The following is a 24031-nucleotide window of genomic DNA, read 5'->3' on the forward strand; positions in this document are numbered from 1 at the left end:
GTGGCGTTCATTGGCCGAGCCGGTCGCGCACGCGGCGCGCCACGTCTTTCATCCAGGGATGCCGCGCCCAGTGGCCGGCCTCGAAGTGTTCCACATCCGCCAACTGCTGTAACGAGGCGCCCACCATGTCCTGTCCCTGCGAGAACATGCGGCGGTGCCGCGCCGGCAAGTCGAAATGCCCGGTCCAGCCGTCGGCGGCCCGCACCGTGCCCGCCAGCGCGTCGATCTCGACGCGGTTGGCGCCGGGGTCGGACACCCGCGCCAAGAGCGCGTCGACATCGGCCGGCGGCAGGCTCACCAGCAGCAGGCCATTATTGAGCGCGTTGAAGTAGAAGATCTCGCCGAAGCTGGCGGCCACGACCGCGCGGATACCGTACTGCATCAGTCCCCAGACGGCATGTTCGCGGCTGGAGCCACAGCCGAAATTGGGCCCGGCCACCAGCACCGAGGCGCCGGCGTAGGCGGGCTGGTTCAGCACGCAGTCCGGACGCGGCGCACCGTCGGCGTCAAAGCGCAGGTCATAGAGCAGGCCGCGGTCCAGCCCGGCCTTGTCGATGATGCGCAGAAACTGCTTGGGCATGATCTGGTCGGTGTCCAGATTGGAGTACGGCAGGGGCGCGGCGACGCCGCTGATGATCTGGTTCATGACAGGTTCTCCAGGTCGCGCACGTCGACGATGCGGCCGGCCAGCGCCGCCGCGGCGGCCATGGCGGGACTCATCAAGTGGGTACGGCCGGCTCGCCCCTGGCGGCCTTCGAAGTTGCGGTTGGTGGTGGATGCGCAGCGCTCGCCCGGCCGCAGCACGTCGTCGTTCATGGCCAGGCACATGGAACAGCCCGGCTGGCGCCATTCGAAGCCGGCATCGACCAGCGTGGCCGCGATGCCTTCGGCCTCGGCCTGGGCGCGCACCGCGCCCGAGCCCGGCACCACCATGGCGCGGACCCCATCGGCCACCCTGCGGCCGCGCACGACGTCGGCGACCACGCGCAGGTCCTCGATGCGCCCATTGGTGCACGAACCGATGAAGACCCGCTCGATCGGCACCCCGGCGATCGGCGCACCGGGTTGCAGGCCGATGTATTCCACGGCCTTTTCCAGCGCCAGGCGCGCCAGCGCATCCGGCTCGGCCTGGGGATCGGGGACCGTGCCGGTGATCGGCATGGCCTGGTCGGGACTGGTGCCCCAGGTCACGAACGGCGCGATCCGCGCCGCGTCGAAGACATGCTCGGCGTCGAACGCCGCGTCAGCATCCGTGCGCAGGGTGGCCCAATAGGCGCGCGCCTGCGCCAGTTCGCTGGCGTCCAGGTGTCGCGCGCGGGCAGCGACATAGGCGTCGGTGGTGGCGTCCGGCGCGATCAGCGCGGCGCGCGCGCCGGCCTCGACGGTCATGTTGCACAGGGTCATGCGGGCTTCGGCCGACAGGCCTTCGATGGCGCTGCCGCAGAATTCCACGGCATGGCCGCGCGCGCCCTGCGCGCCGATGCGGTGGACCACGTAGATCACCAGGTCCTTGGCCGACACGCCCGCGGGCAGGCGGCCGTCGACGCGGATGCGCATGTTGCGCGCGACCCGGTAGACCAGTGTCTGCGTCGCCAGGATGTGCTCGACTTCCGAGGTGCCGATGCCGAAACCCAGCGCCCCCAGCGCGCCGTAGGTGGTGGTGTGGCTGTCGCCGCACAGCACCACCATGCCCGGCAGGATCATGCCGTGCTCGGGCGCGATCACGTGCTCGATGCCCTGCAGCGGGTCGGTGGTGTCGAACAGCGCGATGCGCTGCGCGTCGCAATTGCGCTTGAGATTGCGGGCCTGGCGCGACGAGGCATCGTCGGGAATCACGCGCAGCGCGGCCGGCACCGGATGGGTGGGAATGATGTGATCCACCACCGCCATCTGCTGCGCGGGCCGCAGGACGCGGCGGCCACGAGCGGCCAGGCCGCTGAAGGCCTGCGGACTGGTGTACTCGTTCATGATGTGCAGATCGACGTACAGCAGGATGTGCTCGTCGTCGATGCGGGCCACCTCATGGCTGGCCACCAGTTTGTCGTATAGCGTCATGCCGGGCATGTCGGTGCTTCCTTGCAAAAAGAGACGCGCCCGCGCGGGGCGCGATGAAACCGGTGCAGCCGCTCAGTTGGCCTCGATGCCGGCGTCCTTGACGATGCCGGCCCAGCGCGTGATCTCGCCCTTGACCATGGCATCGGTCTCGGCGGGCGTGGAGACCAGCGGATCGAAGCCCTCGCGGCGCATGCGTTCGGACAGCTCGGGCGATTGCAGCGCCTGCGCCAGCCTGGCGTTGAGTGTGTCCACCACCGCCTGCGGCGTGCCGGCGGGCGCGCTGATCACGAACCAGGTGGTGAAGGCGTAGCCGGGCAGGCCGGACTCGGCGATGGTGGGCACGTCCGGCAGCAGCGGCGAACGCGTGGTGCCGGTGACGCCCAGCGCCTTGAGCTTCTTGCCGTCGACCTGCGGCTTGGCCGCGGACAGCACGGGGAAGCTCATCTGCACCTGGCCGCTGATGGTGTCCACCATGGCCGGACCGCCGCCCTTGTAGGGCACGTGCAGCATCTGCGTGCCCGACACCGACTTGAACAGCTCGGCAGCCATGTGGAAGGTGCTGCCGGTGCCGGCCGAACCGAAGCTCAGCTCATTGGCGGGACGCGCGCGGATGTAGTCGAGCAGTTCCTTGACATTGTTCACCGGCAGCGACGGCGATACCGTCAGCACGTGCTGCGAGGTGCCCACCGTGCCGACCGAGCGCAGGTCGCGCGCGGTGTCGAACGGCATGGAACGGAACAACGCCGGGTTGATCGCCAGCGACATGGTGTTGATGGCCAGCGTGTAGCCGTTCGGCTCGGCGCGGGCCACCGCGGCCATGCCGATATTGCCGGATGCGCCGGCGCGGTTCTCGACGATCACGCTCTGGCCCAGGGTCTTGCCCCAGACCTCGGAGATCAGGCGGGCGGCGATGTCCACGCTGCCGCCGGGCGCGAACGGCACCATCAGGGTGACGGGCCGCTGGGGAAAGGCGTCGGCCGCGAGGGCCGGCGCCATCCAACAGGAAGCGGCGGCGGCAAGCGCGAGCAGGCTGCGCAATAGATGATGAGGGGTCTTCATGGGTCGGGTCTCCTCTTGGTCGGCCGCCTGAGGCGGCTCTGTATCGGTCGACCCAGTGTATAAGCCCACTCCATTCTTATAATTAGTTAAATACCTAAATCTTTATTAAATCCAATTTATAAATCTGCCCATGGATGCGCTCTCCGACCTGGCCTTCTTCTCGCTGCTGGTCAAGCACGGCAACCTGTCCGCGGCCGCGCGCGAGCTGGGGCTGACGCCGCCAGCGGTCAGCACGCGGCTGGCCAAGCTGGAACAGCGCCTGGGCGTGCGCCTGCTCAATCGCAGCACCCGCCGCGTCAGCGTCACGCAAGAGGGCGAGCTGTATCTGGCGGAAGGCAGCCGCATCCTGGCCGACCTGCAGGCGCTGGAGCGCTCGGTCTCCAGCAGCCGGGCGCAGCCCCAGGGGCTGCTGCGCCTGAACGCCACCTTCGGCTTCGGCCGCGCCTACGTGGCGCCGGCCGTGTCGGATTTCGCCCGTCAGTATCCGGAAGTAGAGGTGCAGTTGCGCCTGACCGACCGGCCCTTGAACCTGATCGAGGAAGGCTTCGACGTGGCGGTGCGTTTCGGCGACCTGCCCGACGCGCGCCTGACGGCCCGCAAGATCGCCTCCAACCGGCGCCTGCTGTGCGCCTCGCCGCGCTACCTGGAGACCTTCGGCGAGCCGCGCGCGCCGGGCGAGCTGCAGCGCCACCGCTGTATCGTCGTGCGCGAGAATGACGTGGCCTACGGCACCTGGCGGCTCGAATCCGGCCAGCGCGCCGAGACCGTGAAGGTGCGCGGTCCGGTCAGCTCCAACGACGGCCAGAGCGCGCTGGAATGGGCCCTGGACGGCCACGGCATCGTGATGCGATCGGAATGGGAGACCGCCGAGCACCTGCGGGCCGGCCGCTTGCGGCAGATCCTGCCGGAATGGTCGACGCCGCCGGCCGACATCCACGTGCTGTATCCGGAGCGCCTGAACCTGCCCGCCAAGACCCTGGCGTTCGTCGATTTCCTGGCGCAGCGCTTCGCCCGCCATCTGCGCGCGCCGGGTTCGCAGGCCGCCGTTTGGTGACGAACGTCCCGCGCGCTGTCAGATCTCGTCGATGGCGGTGCTGGCCGGCATGTCGCCGATGGCATAGCGGTCGCGCGTGGTGACGTAGAAGCTGGCGCCAAAGCGGCCCACCGGAAAATAATCCTGCAGCCGCACGCGCCAGGTGTCCGTGTCGATCAGCCCATCGCGCGCATGCAGCCAGCGCACCTGGCCGATGAAGATCTGGCGGCTGGCGGTTTCCAGGGTCTCGAACAGGGTGCATTCGAACGCCACCGGCGCCTGCACGATGCGCGGCGGCGCCACCCGCTGGCTCGGCGCGGCGTCCAGGCCAGCGTGCGCCAGCTCGCTGACGTCGGCCGGCAGGCGGTCGCCGCAGCGGTGCATTTTCTCGGCCATGGCCTCGTCGGTCAGGTGCACCACGAATTCGCGATCGCGCGCGATGTTGCGCGCGGTGTCCTTCAGGTTGCCGTCCTCGAGCCGGTTGATGCTGACCATGACGATGGGCGGATCCTCGCCCAGCATGTTGAACATGCTGAAGGGCGCGGCATTGACCACGCCGGTTTCGGACAGGGTGGTGATCAGCGCGATCGGCCTTGGCACGATCAGGCTGGCCATCAGCTTGTAGCGCTGGTATTCGGTGATTGAATCGAAGTCGATGTCCATGTCAGGCCATTCCCAGCATCTGGGCCAGGGTTTGTGCGGGCTGCGGGCGCTCCAGGCTGATGCGCCGCTCCAGGTCCGCGAGATGGTTGTCGTTGATCTTGACGGCCTCGGCCACCTGCCCCTGCTCCATCAGGTCGACGATCTGCACGTGTTCGCCATGCTCGCAGGCGGCGTTGCCGGGCGGTTCATACAGCGCCACGATCAGCGAGCAGCGCGACACCAGTTCGGCCAGGTAGCCGTGCAGGATGGCGTTGCCCGACAGCTCGCCCAGGCGCACATGGAAGGCGCTGGCCTGGCGCGCCCAGGCTGGCTGGCCGGCGCGGTGCAGCAAGGCATGCTCGTCGCGCAACTGCTTGCGCAGCGAGGCGTAATCGGCCTTGGTCGCGCGCGCGGCCGCCAGCGGCAACAGGGCCGCTTCCAGCGCGCGCCGCGCCTCGAAGATCTGGCGCGTGTCCTCGGGGGTGGGCTCGGCCACCACCGCGCCGCGATTGTGGTGCAGGTCGACCACATGCTCGTGGGCCAGGCGTTGCAGCGCCTTGCGCGCGACCGAGCGCGAAACGCCGAAGATGTCGCACAGCGCCGCCTCGGGCAGCTTGGTGCCGGGCGTCAGCCGCTGGCTCATGACACTTTCATAGACCGCCTCGCAGATGCGGCGCTCCATGTCGGCATCGGGGGCCGTGTCCTCCAGGTGTTCGGACACGGCGGCGGCGGCCCGGCGAGAAGGCGTCGCCCTGGGACGGGATTTAGCGGGATCGCGGGTAGGCATGGCGGACTCGGTGGCAACGAAGGCAAAGGGTCGATCAACGGGAAGATAGTCCGGGCGCCGGTGGCAGCCCATCGACGTGCGCGCAGATCTGGCCCGGCGTGGCAAACCAGATCTCGCCCCGGTCGCGCGCGGCCGCCAGCGGGGCCAGCGCCCGGCGCAGGTGCCGCAGGCGGTAGGGCTGCCCCACGATATACGGATGCAGCGCGATGCCCATCACCAGGGGCTGGCGCTGCGCCTGGAGCCGCATTTCCTCGAACTGGTCGAGAATCATATCGGCAAAATCGCGCGCGTCCATCTTGCGGCCCATGATCATGGGGATGTCGTTCAGCTCCTGCGGGTAGGGAATCGCCCACAGATCGCCGGCGCGCGTGCGCATGCGCGTGGGCTGGTCGTCGTGGCACCAGTTCAAGGTGTAGCGGTAGCCGGTCTCGGCCAGCAGGTCCGGGGTGGCGCGGCTTTCCGAAATCCACGGCGACAGCCAGCCGGCCGGGGCGCTGCCGGCGTGGCGGCCGATGCGATCGCGGCAGTGTTCCAGCAACGCCCGTTCCTCGGTTTCGCCCAGCCCCCCCTGACGATGCGCGTTGCTGTAGCCGTGGCCGATCAGCTCGTCGCCGCGCGCCAGGCAGGCATCGACCAGTTCCGGACAATGGTCATACAGCGCGGTGTTGATCAGGGCGCCGACCGGCAGACCCAAGGCGTCGAACAGTTCCAGGCAGCGCCAGGCGCCCACCCGGTTGCCGTACTCGCGCCAGGCGTAATTGAGCACATCGGGATGCGGCGAGGCTGGCCCCAACTCGGCGCCCAGCCCCTCGCCGAAGGCGAAATGCTCGATGTTGAACCCCAGGTAGACGGCCAGCCGCGCGCCGTTGGGCCAGGCGTAGTCCGCGCGGCCGGTGATGGGCTGGTAGGCGAAACGGTCGTGGCCGGCCAGCGGCGCGGGAGTCCAGGGCGCGGCAGGCCCCGCATTAGTGCCTTGAAGCAGGGATGGATTCATTTTGGTGCAAATCCTGATGCATGATTGTGAACAAAAACTCTGTTTTTTTGAAAACAAAAACATGATCAAACGTCGACAAACCACCGTTTTCCCCCTGGGACACGCCACCGCGGCGCGGGTGGCATGGATCTTGCATTGGGAACGGCAGCAGCACCTCTCCCATGCAAGATCCATTCCACTTTCCAGGAGTGCCCCGATGCGCCCGACCCGCCGTTCCTTCATGCTCCGCGCCACTGCCGCCGCCCTGTTCGCGGCCGGCCTGGCCGCGCAACCCGCGCTGGCCGCCGACCCCATCAAGATCGGCCTCATCACCGCCCTGTCGGGTGAATCGGCGCGTGCCGGCGAAGCCTTGACGCGCGGCATGACCATCGCCATCGACGAGATCAACGCCAAGGGCGGCCTGCTGGGCGGGCGCCAGGTGGTGCTGGTGCGGCGCGACGACGAAGGCAACCCCGCCAAGGGCATGGCCGCCGCGCGCGAGCTGATCTACAAGGAAAAGGTTGCCGTGCTGTTCGGCGGCCTGGATACCCCGGTGTCGATGGCGATCGTGCCCATCGTCAACCAGGAGAAGGTGCCATTCATGGGCCCCTGGGCCGCCGGCACCGCGATCACGCACAACAAGGGCAACCCCAACTTCGTGTTCCGCGTCTCGGCAATGGACGAGATCGTCGACAGCGCCATGGTGCAGTACGCCCGCAAGACGTTCCAGAGCGCCAAGCCGGGCATGATCCTGGTGAACAACCCCTGGGGCGAATCGAATGAAAAGGGGCTGGACGCCGCGCTCGCCGCCGCCAAGATCACGCCGGCCGGCGTCGAGAAATTCCAGCCCGCCGACCTCGACGTCACGCCGCAACTGAGCCGCCTGAAGGCGGCCGGCGCCGACACGCTGTTCCTGGTGGGCAACGTCGGGCCCTCGGCGCAGGTGGTGAAGTCGCTGGACCGCATGGGCTGGAAGGTGCCGGTGGTGTCGCACTGGGGCCCGGCCGGCGGCCGCTTCACCGAATTGGCCGGCCCCAACGCCAAGAACGTGCACTTCGTGCAGACCTACAGCTTCTTCGGCAAACAGGGCCCGGTGGGCGAGAAAGTGATGCAGGCGCTCAAGGCCAAGTATTCCGACATCAAGGGCCCGCAGGACATCACCCCGGCCGTGGGCGTGGCCAATGCCTACGACGGCATGCAACTGGCGGCGCTGGCGATCGCGCAGGCCGGTTCCACCGACGGCGATGCGGTGCGCCAGGGCTTCTACAAGATCGGCAAGTATGAAGGCCTGATCAAGACCTACGAGCAGCCCTTCACGCCGGCCTCGCACGACGCCCTGCGCGAAGACGACTACGTGTGGACGCACTTCGTCGACAACCGCATCCTGCCCGTCAAGGGCGCGCAGTAAGCGCGAGGGGAGAGACGCATGCTGTGGATGTCCGCCATCGTCAGCGGCCTGGGCCTGGGTAGCATGTATGGGCTGATGGCCCTGGGCTTCTACCTGACCTACGCCGTATCCGGCACGGTCAACTTCGCCCAGGGCAGCTCCATGATGCTGGGCGCGGTGCTGACCTTTACCTTTGCGCAGACGCTGGGCTGGCCGCTGCTTGCCGCCTTGCCGCTGGCGCTGGCCTTGTGTGCGTTGTATGGCCTGGTGGTCGAGCGGCTGGCGGTCCGACCGTTTGCCAGCCGCGGCTCGAACGCCTGGCTCATGTCGACGGTGGCCTTGGGCATCGTGCTGGACAACCTGGTGATGTTCACCTTCGGCAAGGAGCCGCGCAGCCTGCCGTCTCCGCTGGCGCAAGCGCCGCTGGAAATCGGCGGCCTGGGGTTGGGCGTGTATCCGCTGCAACTGCTGATCCCGCTGGTCGGACTGGCATTGGCCGCCGCCCTGCACGCCTTGTCGCGACGCACGCGCTGGGGCGTGGCACTGTTGGCCGTGGTACAGAATCCCAACGCCGCGCGGCTGATGGGCATCCCGGTGCGGCGCGCCATCATGGCCGCCTTTGCCGTCTCGACGCTGTTCGCGGGCGTGGCCGGCGCGCTGGTCGCGCCGCTGTTCAACGTGCAGGCCGACATGGGCACCCTGTTCGGACTGAAGGCCTTCGTGGTCGCCATCCTGGGCGGCATCACCAGCGCCTGGGGCGTCATGCTCGCCGGCCTGCTGTTCGGCGTGGCCGAAGGGTTGATCACCGTCGCCCTGGGTTCCGGCTATACCCAGATCATCAGCTTTGCGCTGGTCATCGCCATCCTGGCCATGCGGCCCAACGGATTGTTCGGCCGCGCGGCCGTGAGGAAAGTCTGATGGCCCGGCAATCTGCATTCTCTTGGCCGGCGCTGGCCGCCTACGCCCTGCTGGCGGTCGTCAGCCTGGCCCTGGCGGCCAGCGTCAACGGCTATTACGTTTTCGTGATCGGCAACGTGGCCTTGCTGGCGCTTGCCGGCATCGGCCTGAACGTGCTGCTGGGCCTGACCGGCCAGATGTCGTTCGGCCATGCCGCGTTCTACGCCATCGGGGCGTACACGGTGGCAATCCTCACCAGCCAGGCGGGCTGGAATTTCTGGCTGGCATGGCCCGTTGCCGCGGCGGTGGCGGGGGTGTTCGGGCTGCTGCTGGCGCTCCCGGCGCTGCGAGTCCAAGGGCCCTACCTGGCGATGATCACGATCGCCTTCGGCTTCATCGTGGAACACACCCTGGTGGAGGGCGGCGATCTCACCGGCGGCCAGAACGGGTTGATGGGCATTGCCCAGCCCGCGCTCGGCGCGCTGGGCGGAGACCGCGGGGTGGCAATGCTCGCGATCGTGACGGTGTTCGCCGCGCTGGCCGGTTATGCGCTGCTGGCGCGCGGCAGTTGGGGCGCGGCCATGCGCGCGGTCAAGGACAGTGAAACGGCCAGTGAATCCATCGGCATCAACCCGCTGGTGGTGAAGGCCGTGGCCTTCATGGTGTCGGCGGCCGTGGTCGGCCTGGCGGGAGGCCTGTATGCGCCGCAGGCCGGCATGATCACGCCGCACAACTTCAACTTCATGCAGTCGATCCTGTTCGTGCTGGCCGTCACCATCGGCGGCGCCGGTTCGCTGGCGGGGCCCCTGCTGGGCGCGGTGGTGGTCGGACTGCTGCCCGAACTGCTGTCGAGCCTGGAGGAATATCGCCTGTTGTTCTTCGGCGCCTTCCTGCTCGTGGTGCTGTGGGCGGCGCCCGAAGGCGCGGCGGGACTGCTGGCCCGCTGGCGGCGACGCGGCCTGACACCGCGTCTGGCCCCACGCCAGGGCGGCCTGGCCGCCAATGGCCGGGCCCGCCGCGCCCTGCGCGCCGACACGCTGACCATGACGTTCGGCGGGGTGCGCGCGGTGCAGGGCGTATCGTTTCACGTCGCGCCCGCCGCCATCACTGCGTTGATCGGCCCCAACGGCGCGGGCAAGTCCACCGTCATCAACATGCTCAGCGGCTATTACCAGCCCACCAGCGGCAACGTCGCGCTGGGCACCGCGCCACTGGCCGGCCTGCCGGCCCACCGCGTGGCGCGCGAGGGCATCGCGCGCACCTATCAGACCTCGCAGTTGTTCGACACTTTGAGTGTCGAGGACAACGTCGCACTGGGCTTGTTGCGCGGCCGGCTGGGCGGCCTGCTGGCCGCACGCCGTTATCTGTCGTCCGATGCGCGCGAGCGGGCCCGCGCCCTCCTGGCCTTTTGCGGATATGAAGGCGACCTGGACACGCCGGCCGCCGATCTTGCGCACGTGGATCGCAGGCTGGTGGAGATTGCCCGCGCGCTGGCCACCGACGCCGACGTCCTGTTGATGGACGAGCCCGCGGCGGGCCTGTCCCGCGAGGACAAGACACGACTGGCCGCCCTGCTGCGGCGCATTGCCGAGGCCGGCGCCGGCGTACTGCTGGTCGAGCACGACATGGCATTGGTGATGGGCGTCTCGGATCACGTTGTCGCCATCGACGCGGGGCGCGAGTTGGCGCAGGGATCCACCGGCGAGATCCAGCAGTCCGAAGCCGTGCGGCAAGCCTACCTGGGCGACGATGCGGCGCGCCAGGCGCCCACGGCGCGTGCGCGTCCGGCGACTGGCGGCGTCGCGCCGGAAGTGCTGGGCGTAGGCAGCCTGACCACCGGCTACGGCGCCAACCCGGTGCTGCATGGCATCGACCTGCAGGTCCGCGAGGGCGAAATGGTGGCGCTGCTTGGCGCCAATGGCGCCGGCAAGTCGACGCTGATGCGCACCCTGGCCGGGCTGCACCGGCCCGTCCAGGGCGGCATGCACCTGCAAGGGCAGGAATTGCAGGGGCTGAGCGCGGACCGCATCGTGGCGCGAGGGCTGGTCCTGGTGCCCGAGGGGCGGCAGGTGTTCCCGGACCTGAGCGTGCTCGACAACATCCGGCTGGGCGCCTTCCTGCATCCGGCCGATCGGGAAGCCCGCGTAGAGGAGATGCTGACGCGCTTTCCACGCCTGCGCGAGCGGCTGCACCAGCGCGCCGGCCTGCTATCCGGCGGCGAACAGCAGATGCTGGCAATCGCGCGCGGGCTGATGTCCAAGCCGGTGATCCTGTTGCTGGACGAGCCGTCGCTCGGCCTGGCGCCGAAGATCATCGATGAATTGTTCGAAGCGCTGGACAGGCTGCGGGCCGAATCGCTGACGATCCTGCTGGTGGACCAGATGGCCGCGCTGGCGCTGTCGCTGGCAGACCGCGCCTACGTGCTGGAGTCCGGCCGCGTGGCGGCGCACGGCACGGCGCGGGAAATCGCCGCCGATGGAGCGCTGGCGCGCGCATACCTCGGCGCGTGAGAATGCACCGGAGCCTGGCGCGGCGCAGGCGCGCCAGGCTTCGCGCCAGAACGCTCAGGCGGCCTCGCCGCCCAGCCGCGCGCCCTCGCGCACGATGCCGCAGCGCTTGTAGGCGCGCATCACCACGCCCACTTCGCTGGCCAGCACGCCATCGAGTTCGCCAAGCCTGCGCGTGACCACGTCCCACAAGTTCAGGCTGTCGCGGCACAGCACATGCCAGAACAGTTGCGAAGCGCCGCTGGTGCCGAACAGGCAGCGCGTGTTCGGGTCCAACGCCAGGTGCGCGGCCAGGGCATCGACCGCCTGCGGCCGCACCTGCACGGAGATCACCGCCTCCACCGGAAAGCCCACCAGGGCCGGTTCGACCTCCACGCGGAAGCTCAGCGCGCGCCGCTCGACCAAGTGCTGCAACAGGCGCTGGGCGGTGGGCTCGCTGACGTCGGCATGGGCCGACAACTCAGCCAGGCTGGCGCGGCCGTCGCGCATCAGGTGGGCGACGATGCGCTGTTCAGATTCGGTCAACGCCGCCGGCGGCTGCGCCATCGCGGACTCCGGCCCCTCGGCGGCGGCATCGCCAGCCCGGATGCGCCACTGGCCGGCGCGGCGAAATGGCCGCAGCACCAACCGTGCCTCCACGTGCTCGACCCCGTCGATGGACGGCAGCACGCGCGTCACCACGTCGGGCATGTCGGCCGCGTCCGGCAGCGTCAGTTCCGCCATCAGGTCGGCCGTGCCGGCCAGCGTCACGACCAACTGGGTAATGCCGAGACTCGCCAGGGCCTCGGCCGCTTCGGCCACGCGCCCAGAACGGCAGCGCACCCAGGCGTGCAACACCACGCCGCGGCCCGTGGCCAGCGGGTCGGCCTCCGCAATGACGCGCAGGGCGTCGGCATCCATCAGCCGCTTGATCCGGCGCGCCACCGTGCGCTCGGCGATGCCGGTGGCCGCGCCCAGCTCGCGCCAGGAGGCGCGCGGATCGGCCTGCAGGGCGATCAGGCAGGCCAGATCGGTGTCATCGAGCGCCGGCATTAGGGGCTTACCCTTACTTGACGTGACCATATTCATTAATCTAACGTTCGCGCATTGATAAAAACACAAAATTAAATGGTCTATTTGACCAAAAATAAAATCGAGGACGTTATGAGCACCCCTTCCGCCACCCTGCGCGCCTCGCAGGGGGCAAACGCCGCGCCCGTGTCGCGCGCCCGCACGATTCTGGCCGGTAGTGTAGGCAATGCGGTGGAATGGTTCGACTGGACCATCTATGCGTCATTCGCCATCTTCTTCTCCAAGCAGTTCTTCCCCGAGGGCAACGAGACCGCCGCGCTGCTGGCGACCTTCGGCATTTTCGCCGTCGGCTTCTTCATGCGCCCGGTCGGCGGCTGGGTGCTTGGCATCTTCTCCGACCGCTACGGCCGCAAGGCCGCCCTGGGCCTGACCATCCTGATGATGGCCGGCGGTTCGCTGATCATCGCCATCACCCCGACCTACGCCACCATCGGCCTGGCCGCCCCGCTGCTGCTGACCGCCGCGCGCCTGCTGCAAGGCCTGTCGCTGGGCGGAGAGTATGCCTCGGCCACGACCTTCCTGGCGGAAATGGCGCCGCCCAACAAGCGCGGCTTTTACTCCAGCTTCGTGTTCTTCAGCGCAGCCGTGGGCATCCTGGCCGCGTCGGCGGTGGGCTGGCTGCTGACTTCGACCCTGACCAAGGCCGAGATGGCCGACTGGGGCTGGCGCATTCCGTTCTTCCTGGGCGCGCTGGGCGGCCTGGCCGGCATGTGGATCCGCCGCGCGGTCCCCGAAACCGAGGCGTTCTCGCACGCCAAGAAGGCCGGCGTCGAAAAACAGCCGCTGCGCACCCTGCTGCGCGAGCACCCGCGTGAGGTGCTGCGCATCGTCGGCTTCTCGATCCTGACGACGTTTGCCTTCTATATCTTCGTGGCGTATGTGCCGACCTACGCCATCCGCCAGGTCAAGGCCGATCCGCAGGTGGCGTTCGCCGCCAACACCGTCGCGCTGATCGTCTTCATGCTGGTGCAGCCCGTGTTCGGCATGCTCTCGGACCGCATCGGCCGCAAGCCGCAGCTGATCTTCTTCGCCGCCGGCTACCTGGTGTTCTTCTACCCGCTCATGACCACGCTGGGTCCGTCATTCGGCTCGATTCTTGCCGTGGAGCTGTTCGGCCTGGTGCTGTATGCCATGTACACGTCGATCGCGCCGGCCATCATGTCCGAGCAGTTTCCCACCAGCGTGCGCGCCGTCGGTATCGGCACGCCGTACAACCTGGTCGTGGCGCTGCTGGGCGGCACCACGCCCTACCTGCTGACCTGGCTGCAAAGCAAGGGCATGGAGCGCTGGTTCTTCTATTACGTGCTGGCCGGCGCCGTCATCACGCTGATCACCTTCATCCGCATGCCCGAGACCCGGGGCCAATCGCTCAAGTAAGACCGGCTGAAATAAGACCGTCCCAGGCGCTGACGCCCGATCTCAACGCTTTCCGGCTCCGCCAGGACCGGAAAGCTTTTCCTTTTTCGTGAGAGCCATGCCAACCCAAGACACCGCCCTGCATTTCCGAGAAGCCCGCGAACTCGCCCGCGCCATCCGCGCGGGAGAACTGAGTTCGCGCCAGGTCACCACCCATTTCCTGGATCGCATTGCCCGCGCGGCCGACTTGGCCGCGTACAGCGAGGTGACGGCTGAACGCGCATTGGCCCAGGCCGACGCCGCCGATCGCCTGCTGGCGGCCGGCATTTCGATGGGTCCGCTGCACGGCGTGCCGGTGGCGGTGAAGGACAGCGTGCAATGGGCCGGCACCACCGCCAGCGGCGGCTCGCAGACCCGCCGCGGCGTGGTCAGCGATGAAACCGCCACCGCCGTGCGCGGCCTGGCGGCGCACGGCATGGTGGTCCTGGGCAAGACCCGCATGACTGAATTCGCGTTCGGCCTGTCGGGCCAGAACCCGACCCAGGGCACCGCCCGCAATCCCTGGGACGCGGCCACTCCGCGCGCGCCGGGCGGCTCGTCCAGCGGCGCGGGCGTCGCGGTGGCGGCCGGCCTGGCCCCGCTGGCGCTGGGCGGCGACACGGGCGGCTCGGTGCGCGCCCCCGCGGCGCTCAACGGGGTGGTTGGCTACAAGCCGTCCTCGGGCCTCATCAGCCGCGCCGGCTGCCTGCCGCTGTCCGAGACTCTGGATGTGCTGGGCCCCATCGCCCGCAGCGTGGCCGATGCACGCCTGTTGACGCAGGTGCTGGCCGGTCCGGATATCGACGATGTCGCCACGCTGGACGTCTCCGCCGCCAGCATCGCCGCGCTGCGACGCCCGGCTCCGCGCCGCGGCGGCGCCATCGCAGTGCTGGCGCCTCAGGCCTGGCCCGCGGCATTGGCCGACGAGGGCCTGCGGATCTGGCACGAGGCGCAGGAACGGCTGGACCAGGCCGGCGTCACGCCCTCGACCTGGCATCCGCCGGCGTCGCTGTCGTTCGCGCGCATGGCGGACGACAACTCGCTGGTGCTGGCCTACGAGGCCTACCGCCATTTCGGCCACCTGGCCGAGGACCCGGCGCAGCCGCTCTGGGAAGTCGTGCGCGCGCGCATCGCCGCCGGCGGCCGCATCGCGCCGGCCGACTACGCTGCCGCGCTGCAACGGCGGCAGGCCGACATGGCCACGTTCGCCGCCGCCATGCAGGGGATCGACGCCTTGCTGATGCCGGCCTGCGACCAGGCCGCACAGGCCTTGGACGCTGCCGACGTGCGCCACGCAGGCCTGGGCAGACTGTTGCGTCCCGCCAACTTCCTGGGCGCGGCGGCCATCGCGCTGCCGGCCGGGTTCGACGCCGACGGCATGCCGATGGCGGTGCAATTGCTGGCGCCCGCCGGCGCCGATGCCGCGCTATTGGACTGCGCCGCGGCGCTGGAACGCATCCTGGCGCCAGTCATGCGCACCCCCGACCTCTCGGCCTGGGACCTCTGACCCGGCCAGCGCCGTCCAAAAGAAAACGCCCCTGCATGCAGGGGCGTCTTGCCAGGCGGGGAGGATCAGGCCGACTTCTTCAGGGCCTGGACCTTGTCCGTGGCCTCCCACGAGAACTCCGGCTCGGAACGGCCGAAGTGGCCATACGCGGCGGTCTTGGTGTAGATCGGGCGCAGCAGGTCCAGCATGTTGACGATGCCCTTCGGACGCAGGTCGAAGTGCTCGCGCACCAGCTTGGCGATCTGGTCGTCGGGAATGACGCCGGTGCCTTCGGTGTAGACGGTGATGTTGATGGGCTCGGCCACACCGATGGCGTAGCTGACCTGCACCTGGCACTGGCGCGCCAGGCCGGCGGCCACGATGTTCTTGGCCACGTAGCGGGCAGCGTAGGCGGCCGAACGGTCGACCTTGGACGGATCCTTGCCCGAGAACGCGCCGCCACCGTGCGGGCAAGCGCCGCCGTAGGTGTCGACGATGATCTTGCGGCCGGTCAGGCCGCAGTCACCTTGCGGACCGCCGATGACGAAGCGGCCGGTCGGGTTGACCAGGAACTTGGTCTTGGGCGTGATCAGGCCTTCGGGGAAGCTGGGCTTGATGATGTCTTCGATGACCGCTTCGCGGATCGTCTCTTGCGTGACGTCCGGCGCGTGCTGGGTCGACAGCACCACCGTGTCGACTTCCGCCGGGCGGCCGTCGATATAGCGGAAGGTGACTTGCGACTTGGCGTCGGGACGCAGCCACGGCAGGCGGCCGTCCTTGCGCAGTTCGCTCTGGCGCTGCACCAGGCGGTGCGCGTACCAGATCGGGGCCGGCATCAGATCGGGCGTTTCGTCGCAGGCATAGCCGAACATCAGGCCCTGGTCGCCCGCGCCCTGGTTCAGATAGTCTTCCGAGCTGCGGTCCACGCCCTGGGCGATGTCGGGCGACTGCTTGTCGTAGGCGACCAGCACCGCGCAACCCTTGTAGTCGATGCCGTACTCGGTGTTGTCGTAGCCGATGCGGCGGATCGTGTCGCGCGCGACCTGGATGTAATCGACGTTGGCGGTGGTGGTGATTTCACCTGCCAGCACGACCAGGCCGGTGTTGCACAGGGTTTCCGCCGCCACGCGGGCGTTGGGGTCCTGGGTGAAGATGGCGTCCAGAATCGCGTCGGAAACCTGGTCGGCTACCTTGTCGGGATGGCCTTCGGAAACGGATTCGGAGGTGAAGAGAAAGTCGTTGTTGGCCACAGATGCGTCCTTTGATGTCCGGTACAGCCGGAGCATAGGTTCACGAGGCGCGTTGCACCCCGGACTGCATGGAATACGCTGATCTGGGCGCGACGCTTTAGCGGATTTGGCAAGCGACGCATGACGCGCCGGGATCCTGCCGTCGCCCCGCAAGTTGTCGGTTAACTCGGCGACTGACCGATTTTAAGCGAAAATGCGGTTCTTATGCTTGTGCCGCGGGTGGGGTCTTTCACCCGAGTACCGGCACCACCATGCCCGTAATCACTCATTTGCCGCATGCTGCTCGTCCTGTTTCGCCTGTTCGCTTCCCTGCCCTTGCCCGCCGCGCACGCGCTGGGGCGCCTGCTCGGGCGCATCGCGTATGCGTTTCCCGGCAAGTACCGGCGCCGCCTGCGGGCCAACGCGACGCAGGCCGGCTACCCCGACGCGGCCTTCGCCCGGCGCGCGGCCGGCGAGGCCGGCGCCATGATCCTGGAAATGCCGCGGGTCTGGTTCCGCAATGAACAAAGCCTGGCCAAGGTCGTGTCCGACGACAACGCCGTGGTGGACGCGGCCCGCGCCGAAAACCGCGGCATCCTGTTCCTGACCCCCCACCTGGGCTGTTTCGAGATCACCGCCCGCTACCTGGCGCGCCTGATGCCCATGACGGTGATGTTCCGTCCGCCGCGCAAGGACATCCTGGCGCCGCTGCTGGAAACCGCGCGCAACGGGTCCGCGGTCAACGCCGTGCCGGCCACCATGCAGGGCGTGCGGGAATTCGTGCGGGCCCTGCGGCGCGGCGAGTCGGTCGGCATGCTCCCCGACCAGGCCCCGGGCGTCGGCGATGGCGTGTGGGCGCCATTTTTCGGACGCATGGCCTACACCATGACCCTGCCCGGCAAGCTGGCCACCCAGACCGGCGTCCCCATCATCCTCACCGCCGGCGAACGACTGCCGGGCGGCCGCGGCTGGCGCATCCATTATGTGCGGGTGCCCGAGCCGCTGCCGACCGACCCCCAGGCCCAGGCCGCGCTGCTCAACGCCGCCATGGAAACCCTGATCCGCCGCTGCCCGCAGCAGTATCTCTGGAGCTACAACCGCTACAAGACCCCGCGCGGCGCCCCGCCCGCCCCCGTTGACGACGCGGCCCCCGCGCCCCAATGAAGCCGACGCCCGCCCCCGCGCCGCCCTGGTCCAAAGCTCCCACCTGTCCATGAAAGAATCCAAAACGCGCACGCTGGTCAATCTGCTGAAATGGTTCGGCCGCATGCGGCCATCCACGCGGCTACGCATCGGCGCCGCGCTCGGCTGGCTGGCCATGCGCCTGGCCAAATCGCGCACCCGCATCGTGCGCCGCAATCTCGAACTGTGCTTTCCCGAGCAACCCGAGCAAGTGCGCGAGCGCTGGGTGCGCGAACACTTCCGGGCGCTGGCGCAATCCATCGTCGACCGGGGCGTGCTGTGGTACGGCACGCCCGAAGCCATCAAGGACATGGTCACGCAGAGCGGCGCCGAGCGCATCAATGAACTGACCGCGCAGGGCCGAGCGGTGATCCTGCTGGCGCCGCACTTCATCGGCCTGGACGCGGCCGCCACCCGCCTCACCATGGAAGTGCCGAGCGCGGCCACCATGTACACGCCGCAGAGCGACCCGCACATCGACGCGGTGGTGGCCGCCGGCCGCGCCCGCTTCAACGAGGTGTTCCTGGTCAGCCGCAAGGATGGCGTGCGTGAACTGATCCGCCACCTGCGCGCGCCGCGGCCGGTGTACTACCTGCCCGACATGGACTTCGGCCGCCAGGGCGCGGTGTTCGCGCCGTTTTTCGGCGTGCAGGCAGCGACGCTGCTGGCCACCGCGCAACTGGCCAAGAAATGGGACGCGGCGGTATTGCCGATCCTGGACTTCTGGAACCCGGAAACCGGGCGCTATCACGCGGAAGTCCTGCCGCCGCTGGAGAATTTCCCCGGCGACGACTCGCTGGAAGAGGCCACCGCGCGCCTGAACCGCGAACTGGAAGCCTGGGTGCGCCGCTGCCCCAGCCAATACTACTGGGTGCACCGCCGCTTCAAGACCCGGCCGCCGGGCGAACCCAAGATCTACTGACGCGCATCCAGGATCTCCCCCCGGGGCCGCGCCAAGGCGGTTTCCCCGGCCAGAATGGGCGATAATCCCCCCATGAACTGGAACTTCACCAAAATGCATGGCGCGGGCAACGATTTCGTCGTCCTGGACGGGGTCCGCCAGGCCATCGAGATGACGCCCGAGCGCGCCCGCGCGCTGGGCGATCGCCACTTCGGCATCGGCGCCGACCAGATCCTGCTGGTCGAACGCGCCACCCGGCCCGACGCCGACTTCCGCTACCGCATCTTCAACTCCGACGGCAGCGAAGTCGAACACTGCGGCAACGGCGCCCGCTGCTTCGTGCGCTTCGTGCACGAACAGGGCCTGTCCGACCGCAACCCGCTGCGCGCAGAGATCGCCACCGGCATCCTGGTGCTGGACGAGGGCGACGACGAGCAGGTCACGGTCGACATGGGCAGCACCCGCTTCGACCCGGCCGCCTTGCCGTTCGACACCTCCGGGCTCGCCTCCCGCACCGAAGGCCAGGATACCCTGTGGGAGCTGGAACTCGACGTGCCCGCCGGCCTGCCGCGCAGCGTGGCCCTGTCGGCCGTGGCCATCTCCAACCCGCACGCCGTGCAGGTGGTGGACGACGTCGACACCGCGCCCGTCGCCCTCGTCGGTCCGCTGATCGAAAACCACCCGCGCTTCGCCCGCCGCGTCAACGCCGGCTTCATGCAGATCGTCGATCGCCACAACATTCGCCTGCGCGTGCACGAACGCGGCGCCGGCGAGACGCTGGCCTGCGGCACCGGCGCCTGCGCCGCCGTGGCGGCCGGCATCCGCCGCGGCCTGCTCGATTCCCCGGTGCGCGTGCAGACGCGCGGCGGCGTGCTGACCATCGCCTGGAATGGCGATCAGTTGCGCATGACCGGCCCGGCCGAATCCGTCTTCACGGGCCAGGTCGATATCGACAAGCTCGTCTTCTCCATGGCGCTGAACCGATAACCCCATGACCGATACCGCTTTCACCGCCCAGGACATCGCTGCCTTCCTGCAGGAACACCCCGGCTTCTTCGACCAGCACGCCGACGTCTTCGCCACGCTGCAGGTGCCGCATCCGCACGGCTCGCGCGCCATCTCGCTGGGCGAGCGCCAGATCCTCACGCTGCGCGAACGCAATCGCGAACTCGAATGGCGCCTGAACGAGCTGGTGCGCAACGCCACCGCCAACGAAACCATCGGCGGCCACATCTCCAAGTGGTGCTGCCGCCTGCTGTCCGAACCGGATCCGCAATTGGTGCCTGGCGAGATCGCCCTCGGCCTGGCCGAACAATTCGACCTGAACCACGTGGCGTTGCGCCTGTGGAACCTGCCGGAACTGCCCGACACCGGCTACGGCGAACCCGTCAGCCAGGACGTGCGCACCTTCACCGACAGTCTGAAGACGCCTTATTGCGGCACCGACACGGCCTTCGAGGCGGTCGCCTGGCTGGACGCCAAGCCCAAGTCGCTGGCGCTGGTGCCGCTACGCCTGGAAGCCGACGGCGCCAGCGTCGGCCTGCTGGTGCTGGGTTCCGACGACCCCGAACGCTTCACTCCCGAGATGGGCACCGCGTTCCTCGAATCCATCGGCCAGTTGGCCTCGGCCGCGCTGCACCGGTTGAACCCGGCCGCGCCCAAGGCCTGAGCCGACCATGACGGCAGGGGCCCCGGAACTCGCCATGCCAACGCAAGCGCCGGACGCCCCCCTGCCCGATCCGATGGCCGCCTGGCTGCGCCATCTGGAAAGCAATCGCCGCTATTCGCCCCACACGCTGGACGGCTACCGGCGCGAGCTGCGTTTCCTGATCGAACTGGCCGAACGCGCCAAGCTGCCGCTCGACAAGCTCGGCAATGGCCATATCCGCCAGTTCGTTGCCCGGCTGCATGCGCAGGGCCGCGGCCCGCGCAGCCTGGCGCGCACGCTGGCGGCCTGGCGCGGCTTCTATCAATGGTGGGCCCCAGCGATCGGCCTGGCCGGCAACCCGGTGGCTGGCGTGCGCGCGCCCAAGGCGCCGCGCGGCCTGCCCAAGGCCCTGTCGGTGGAACAGACCCAGGCCTTGCTCGACCGCGCTCCGGCCAAGGTGGCCACCGAGCCGGCCGACCTGCGCGACCAGGCCATGTTCGAGCTGCTGTATTCCAGCGGCCTGCGCCTGTCGGAGCTGGTCGGACTGGACCTGCGCTACACGCGCTCGGCCGACCATGAATCGCGCGGCTGGCTCAGCCTGGAAGAGGCCGAGGTGATCGTGCTGGGCAAGGGCGGCAAGCGCCGCTCGGTGCCGGTGGGCCAGGCCGCCCTGGCGGCGCTGCGGCGCTGGATCGACGTACGCGGGCAGTTGGCGCCGCCGGCCGCATCCGCCGACGATGCCGCCGCGCTGTTCCTTGGCGCCCGTGGCCGGCGTATTTCGCCGCGCGTGGTGCAACTGCAACTTGCCCGGATCGCGCAGGCCGCCGGTCTGCCGACCCACGTGCACCCGCACGTGCTGCGCCACAGCTTCGCCAGCCACGTGCTGCAATCGGCGCAGGACCTGCGCGCCGTGCAGGAAATGCTGGGCCACGCCAACATCTCGACCACCCAGATCTATACCCGGCTGGACTTCCAACACCTGGCGCGAGCCTACGACCAGGCCCATCCGCGCGCGGGCCGCAAATCCTGAACGCGGCGGCGCTTCAGCCGCCGCCGGCCAGCATGCCGCCCAACAGCAGCACGCCCAGCGCCAGCACCGCCAGCGCCGCCAAGGCTTCCACCCCGTAACGCAAGCGCGCCGCCGCGACGCCCGACAGGCGCGCGCCCAGCGCATTGGCCGCGCCGCCGGCCGCGACCGCCAGGCAGGCCAGCGCCGCCACCGTCAGGCCCGTGCCCAGGCCCATCGCCAGGGCCGAGGCCACCCCGGCGAGAAAGAATCCCTGAGACAGCGCGAACACCAGCACGATCAGCGCGCCGCTGCAGGGCCGCAGGCCCACCGCGAAGATCGCCGACCAGGCGCGGCGCCAGTTCAACGGTCCCGTCACCTGCTCAGGCGGCGGCACATGGGCATGGCCGCAGCCGCAATCGTCGTGATGGTCATGCGGATGAACGTGCGCGTGGCCATGGACCCCGCCCTGAGAAATCGGCGCCGGCGCCTGGATCGCAATGGCGCGCAAGGCCGCGGCCCCCTTCAGGGCCGGCGCCGCCGCGGCGGGCGACGCGGCCACCGCGGCCACGCGGGCCGGACACCGCCGCAACAACGGCCGGATCGCCTTGACCCAGACCAGCCACGCGCCCAGCAGGGTCACCAGCCCATACGAGGCCAGCTCCAGCCAGCGCGTTGCCTGGTTCATCGCCGCGGCCGTGGCGTTGAACGCCAGCGCCAGCACCGCCACCATGGCGATCGCCACCAGCGCCTGCACCAGCGACGACACCAACGCCAGCAGCGCGCCGTTGCGCGCGGTCTGGCGGTTGGCCAGCACATAGGAGGAAATCACCGCCTTGCCATGGCCCGGGCCGAGCGCATGGAACACGCCGTAGGCGAACGACAGCCCGATCAGCAGCCACCCGCCGCCATCGGCCTGCCAGGCGCGCACGGCCGCCGTCAACTGCCGGTAGAAATGGGTCTGCCACACCGAGACCTGGCCGAAGAAACCCGCCAGCCAGCCCGGACCGGCGAGGCCGGCGCCGCTCTCCGGCACGCCGAAAGGATGCGCGCCCTGCGCGTCGGCCAGGCCGGCCCATGCCATCGCGGCCAGCGCCACCAGCCACGCCAGCGCGGCCGCGGGACGCCGCCCTACGAGCATTGCACCTCGATGCGATGCGTCAGGCCCTTGGTGATGGCGAAAAGCTCTTCCGGCAGCGCGTCCGGATCGGCCGGGATCGCGGCCAGTTGCTGCATGGTGTTCCAATCCAGTTCCTTGGGCTTGCGGTAAGCCTGCTTGCACGCCGCCGCGCCGGGTCCGTCCAGTGCGACCGCCCCCTTGTCGTCGAAGGCGTAGGCCACGAAGTAGGTCGGGTCGTAGATGTCCACCTGCGCGCCCGCGGCGTCCAGCGCGGCGGGCTCGGCCAGCGGCAGCGTAAACGCCAGTGACAGCCGGCCGGTCTTGGCGTTCCAGGTCACGCGCGCGTCGCGCGGCGCGGCGAACACCGCGCTCTTGCCCGCCACGGTGACCCGCGTGAAGTAATGCGACACCGGTTCGCCCAGCGCCTTCATCCAATCCTGCGCCATGCCTTTCAGGGTGTCCTCGGGCAAGGCCCCGCCCTTGCCCTTCTTGAGACCTTGCGTGGCATAGGCGCCAAACATCTCGTCGAACAGCCAGACCTGCCGCACCGCCGTCACGCGATGCTGCTCGTCCAGGTCGATGACGGCGCGGGCGTCGATCCACATATGCGGGTGCGCGGCGGCGGCGTTGGCCGCCAGCGCTCCCGCCACTGCGATCAGGGCTGCAGGGCCGCGGCGAGTTGACGAACGTTCCATTCAAACATTTCCAGGTAGGTGGCGCCGGGCTGCCCGGGCTTGGACAGGGCGTCGGAGTACAGCGTACCACCCACCTTCGCGCCCGTTTCGCGCGCGATCTGCTGCACCAGGCGCGGGCTGGTGATGTTCTCGATGAACACCGCCGGGACCTTCTCGCGCTTGACCTGCTCGATGATGCGGGCCACGTCGCCCGCGGAGGGCTCGGCTTCGGTCGAGACGCCCATCGCCGCGATGAAGCTCACGCCATAGGCATCGCCGAAATAACCGAAGGCGTCATGCGAAGTGACCACCTTGCGGCGCTCCTGCGGAATCGCCGCGAAGGTCTTGCGCACGGCCGCGTCCGCCGCCTTCACTCGGGCGATATAGGCGTCGGCGCGCTTGCGATAGGCGTCGGCACGGGCCGGGTCGGCGGCCGCCAGGCCGTCGGCCACGTTGCGCGCGTAGATGACGCCGTTGGCCAGGTTCTGCCAGGCATGCGGATCGGCGTCGTGGTGGTGATGGCCGCCCCCGTCGTGGGCATGGCCATGATCGTGGTCCTTGTCGCCATGCTGGTCACCGTGCCCGTCGCCATGGCCGGCGAACTTGCGCGGCGTCACGCCCTTGGACGCGACCACGGTCGGCCCGGCGAAGCCGGAGGCCTTGACCAGGCGCGGCAGCCAGGCCTCGAAGTCCAGGCCGTTGACGAACAGCACCTTGGCGGCCGCCAGCTTCTTGGCGTCGGCGGGCGTGGGTTCGTATTCGTGGGCATCGCCGTCCGGGCCCACCAGCGTGCTCACCTGAACGTCGGCGCCGCCGACTTCCTGCACGATGTCGCCCAGGATCGAAAAGCTGGCCACGACCGGCAACGGCTCGGCCGCCTGCGCCGAGCCGAAAGCGGCGGACAGCCACAGGCCGGCCGCGGCCAGCATGACACGGCGGCGCGCCAGCGCCGGGAAGAGGGAAGGCATGGTGAATCTCC

Annotated in this window: 23 protein-coding genes; 11 read left to right on the forward strand and 12 right to left on the reverse strand. The window is 69.2% G+C overall.

The window, feature by feature from the left end; genetic code table 11:
* Positions 1–7: 7 nt before the first annotated feature.
* The 3 genes from leuD to ACUDCK_RS27650 all read right to left on the reverse strand — a co-directional run bounded on the left by leuD (position 8) and on the right by ACUDCK_RS27650 (position 3114).
* The gene (leuD, locus tag ACUDCK_RS27640) at positions 8–646 is read right to left on the reverse strand and encodes a 3-isopropylmalate dehydratase small subunit (RefSeq protein ID WP_116792335.1); all 639 of its coding nucleotides are present in this window, start codon (positions 644–646) and stop codon (positions 8–10) included.
* Positions 643–2064 (reverse strand): 3-isopropylmalate dehydratase large subunit, encoded by a 1422-nt coding sequence (gene leuC / locus ACUDCK_RS27645; protein ID WP_175168265.1) that lies wholly within the window; start codon positions 2062–2064, stop codon positions 643–645. The genes leuD and leuC overlap by 4 nt, the downstream gene beginning before the upstream one ends.
* 63 nt (positions 2065–2127) lie before the next feature.
* Positions 2128–3114: a tripartite tricarboxylate transporter substrate binding protein gene (locus ACUDCK_RS27650; protein ID WP_445659279.1), complete on the reverse strand. Its 987-nt coding sequence runs from the start codon at positions 3112–3114 to the stop codon at positions 2128–2130.
* Positions 3115–3244: 130 nt separating this feature from the next.
* Between ACUDCK_RS27650 and ACUDCK_RS27655 the strand changes: the two genes are divergently transcribed.
* Positions 3245–4168, forward strand: coding sequence for a LysR family transcriptional regulator (locus ACUDCK_RS27655; protein WP_020925922.1), 924 nt, complete (start codon positions 3245–3247; stop codon positions 4166–4168).
* 18 nt (positions 4169–4186) lie between these two features.
* Here the strand turns inward: ACUDCK_RS27655 and ACUDCK_RS27660 are convergent, their stop codons facing one another.
* The 4 genes from ACUDCK_RS27660 to ACUDCK_RS27675 are packed head-to-tail and all read right to left on the reverse strand — an operon-like array spanning position 4187 to position 6733.
* On the reverse strand, positions 4187–4810 hold the full coding sequence (locus ACUDCK_RS27660) for a flavin reductase family protein (protein ID WP_020925921.1): 624 nt from the start codon (positions 4808–4810) through the stop codon (positions 4187–4189).
* Between the two features lies 1 nt (position 4811).
* A complete protein-coding gene (locus tag ACUDCK_RS27665) occupies positions 4812–5576 on the reverse strand; it encodes a GntR family transcriptional regulator (protein WP_006389774.1) in 765 nt (254 codons plus the stop codon).
* 34 nt (positions 5577–5610) lie between these two features.
* Entirely contained in the window at positions 5611–6570 is a 960-nt protein-coding gene (locus tag ACUDCK_RS27670) for a polysaccharide deacetylase family protein (protein WP_175168264.1), read from the reverse strand.
* The gene (locus tag ACUDCK_RS27675) at positions 6542–6733 is read right to left on the reverse strand and encodes a hypothetical protein (RefSeq protein WP_445659280.1); all 192 of its coding nucleotides are present in this window, start codon (positions 6731–6733) and stop codon (positions 6542–6544) included. The genes ACUDCK_RS27670 and ACUDCK_RS27675 overlap by 29 nt, the downstream gene beginning before the upstream one ends.
* Before the next feature lie 33 nt (positions 6734–6766).
* Here ACUDCK_RS27675 and ACUDCK_RS27680 point away from each other — a divergent pair, with 33 nt between their 5' ends.
* Genes ACUDCK_RS27680 through ACUDCK_RS27690 form a run of 3 tightly spaced genes read left to right on the forward strand, consistent with a single transcriptional unit; the run spans position 6767 to position 11343 of the window.
* Complete coding sequence (locus ACUDCK_RS27680) at positions 6767–7957, forward strand: ABC transporter substrate-binding protein (protein ID WP_047993169.1); 1191 nt, start codon at positions 6767–6769, stop codon at positions 7955–7957.
* A gap of 18 nt (positions 7958–7975) precedes the next feature.
* Positions 7976–8854, forward strand: coding sequence for a branched-chain amino acid ABC transporter permease (locus ACUDCK_RS27685; protein ID WP_054500332.1), 879 nt, complete (start codon positions 7976–7978; stop codon positions 8852–8854).
* A complete protein-coding gene (locus tag ACUDCK_RS27690) occupies positions 8854–11343 on the forward strand; it encodes a branched-chain amino acid ABC transporter ATP-binding protein/permease (RefSeq protein ID WP_175168263.1) in 2490 nt (829 codons plus the stop codon). The genes ACUDCK_RS27685 and ACUDCK_RS27690 overlap by 1 nt, the downstream gene beginning before the upstream one ends.
* A gap of 54 nt (positions 11344–11397) precedes the next feature.
* Here ACUDCK_RS27690 and ACUDCK_RS27695 read toward each other — a convergent pair whose 3' ends face one another.
* Positions 11398–12372: an Lrp/AsnC family transcriptional regulator gene (locus ACUDCK_RS27695; RefSeq protein WP_244976973.1), complete on the reverse strand. Its 975-nt coding sequence runs from the start codon at positions 12370–12372 to the stop codon at positions 11398–11400.
* Positions 12373–12483: 111 nt separating this feature from the next.
* Here ACUDCK_RS27695 and ACUDCK_RS27700 point away from each other — a divergent pair, with 111 nt between their 5' ends.
* Both ACUDCK_RS27700 and ACUDCK_RS27705 read left to right on the forward strand, forming a co-directional pair.
* Complete coding sequence (locus ACUDCK_RS27700; RefSeq protein WP_054501176.1) at positions 12484–13788, forward strand: MFS transporter; 1305 nt, start codon at positions 12484–12486, stop codon at positions 13786–13788.
* Between the two features lie 97 nt (positions 13789–13885).
* Complete coding sequence (locus tag ACUDCK_RS27705; protein WP_054500329.1) at positions 13886–15313, forward strand: amidase; 1428 nt, start codon at positions 13886–13888, stop codon at positions 15311–15313.
* Between the two features lie 65 nt (positions 15314–15378).
* Here the strand turns inward: ACUDCK_RS27705 and metK are convergent, their stop codons facing one another.
* Positions 15379–16542 (reverse strand): methionine adenosyltransferase, encoded by a 1164-nt coding sequence (gene metK / locus ACUDCK_RS27710; RefSeq protein ID WP_049077057.1) that lies wholly within the window; start codon positions 16540–16542, stop codon positions 15379–15381.
* 276 nt (positions 16543–16818) lie between these two features.
* Between metK and ACUDCK_RS27715 the strand changes: the two genes are divergently transcribed.
* The 5 genes from ACUDCK_RS27715 to xerC are packed head-to-tail and all read left to right on the forward strand — an operon-like array spanning position 16819 to position 21282.
* Positions 16819–17685 carry a lysophospholipid acyltransferase family protein gene (locus tag ACUDCK_RS27715; RefSeq protein ID WP_054500328.1) on the forward strand — a complete coding sequence of 289 codons (867 nt, stop codon included), beginning with the start codon at positions 16819–16821 and terminating at the stop codon, positions 17683–17685.
* Positions 17686–17734: 49 nt separating this feature from the next.
* Positions 17735–18625: a lysophospholipid acyltransferase family protein gene (locus ACUDCK_RS27720; RefSeq protein WP_054500327.1), complete on the forward strand. Its 891-nt coding sequence runs from the start codon at positions 17735–17737 to the stop codon at positions 18623–18625.
* Positions 18626–18679: 54 nt separating this feature from the next.
* The gene (gene dapF, locus ACUDCK_RS27725; RefSeq protein ID WP_116793400.1) at positions 18680–19591 is read left to right on the forward strand and encodes a diaminopimelate epimerase; all 912 of its coding nucleotides are present in this window, start codon (positions 18680–18682) and stop codon (positions 19589–19591) included.
* Positions 19592–19595: 4 nt separating this feature from the next.
* Complete coding sequence (locus tag ACUDCK_RS27730; protein WP_116793399.1) at positions 19596–20273, forward strand: DUF484 family protein; 678 nt, start codon at positions 19596–19598, stop codon at positions 20271–20273.
* A 34-nt stretch (positions 20274–20307) separates the two neighbouring features.
* A complete protein-coding gene (gene xerC / locus ACUDCK_RS27735) occupies positions 20308–21282 on the forward strand; it encodes a tyrosine recombinase XerC (RefSeq protein WP_175168261.1) in 975 nt (324 codons plus the stop codon).
* 13 nt (positions 21283–21295) lie between these two features.
* Here the strand turns inward: xerC and ACUDCK_RS27740 are convergent, their stop codons facing one another.
* Genes ACUDCK_RS27740 through ACUDCK_RS27750 form a run of 3 tightly spaced genes read right to left on the reverse strand, consistent with a single transcriptional unit; the run spans position 21296 to position 23981 of the window.
* Positions 21296–22399: a nickel/cobalt transporter gene (locus tag ACUDCK_RS27740; RefSeq protein ID WP_064522648.1), complete on the reverse strand. Its 1104-nt coding sequence runs from the start codon at positions 22397–22399 to the stop codon at positions 21296–21298.
* A complete protein-coding gene (locus tag ACUDCK_RS27745) occupies positions 22390–22983 on the reverse strand; it encodes a DUF1007 family protein (protein WP_395757847.1) in 594 nt (197 codons plus the stop codon). Before ACUDCK_RS27745 ends, ACUDCK_RS27740 begins: the two co-directional genes overlap by 10 nt.
* A 50-nt stretch (positions 22984–23033) precedes the next feature.
* Entirely contained in the window at positions 23034–23981 is a 948-nt protein-coding gene (locus ACUDCK_RS27750; RefSeq protein WP_175168279.1) for a metal ABC transporter substrate-binding protein, read from the reverse strand.
* Positions 23982–24031: the final 50 nt, after the last annotated feature.

Source organism: Achromobacter sp. CF-sbj1-Ac2-l (genome assembly GCF_052698165.1).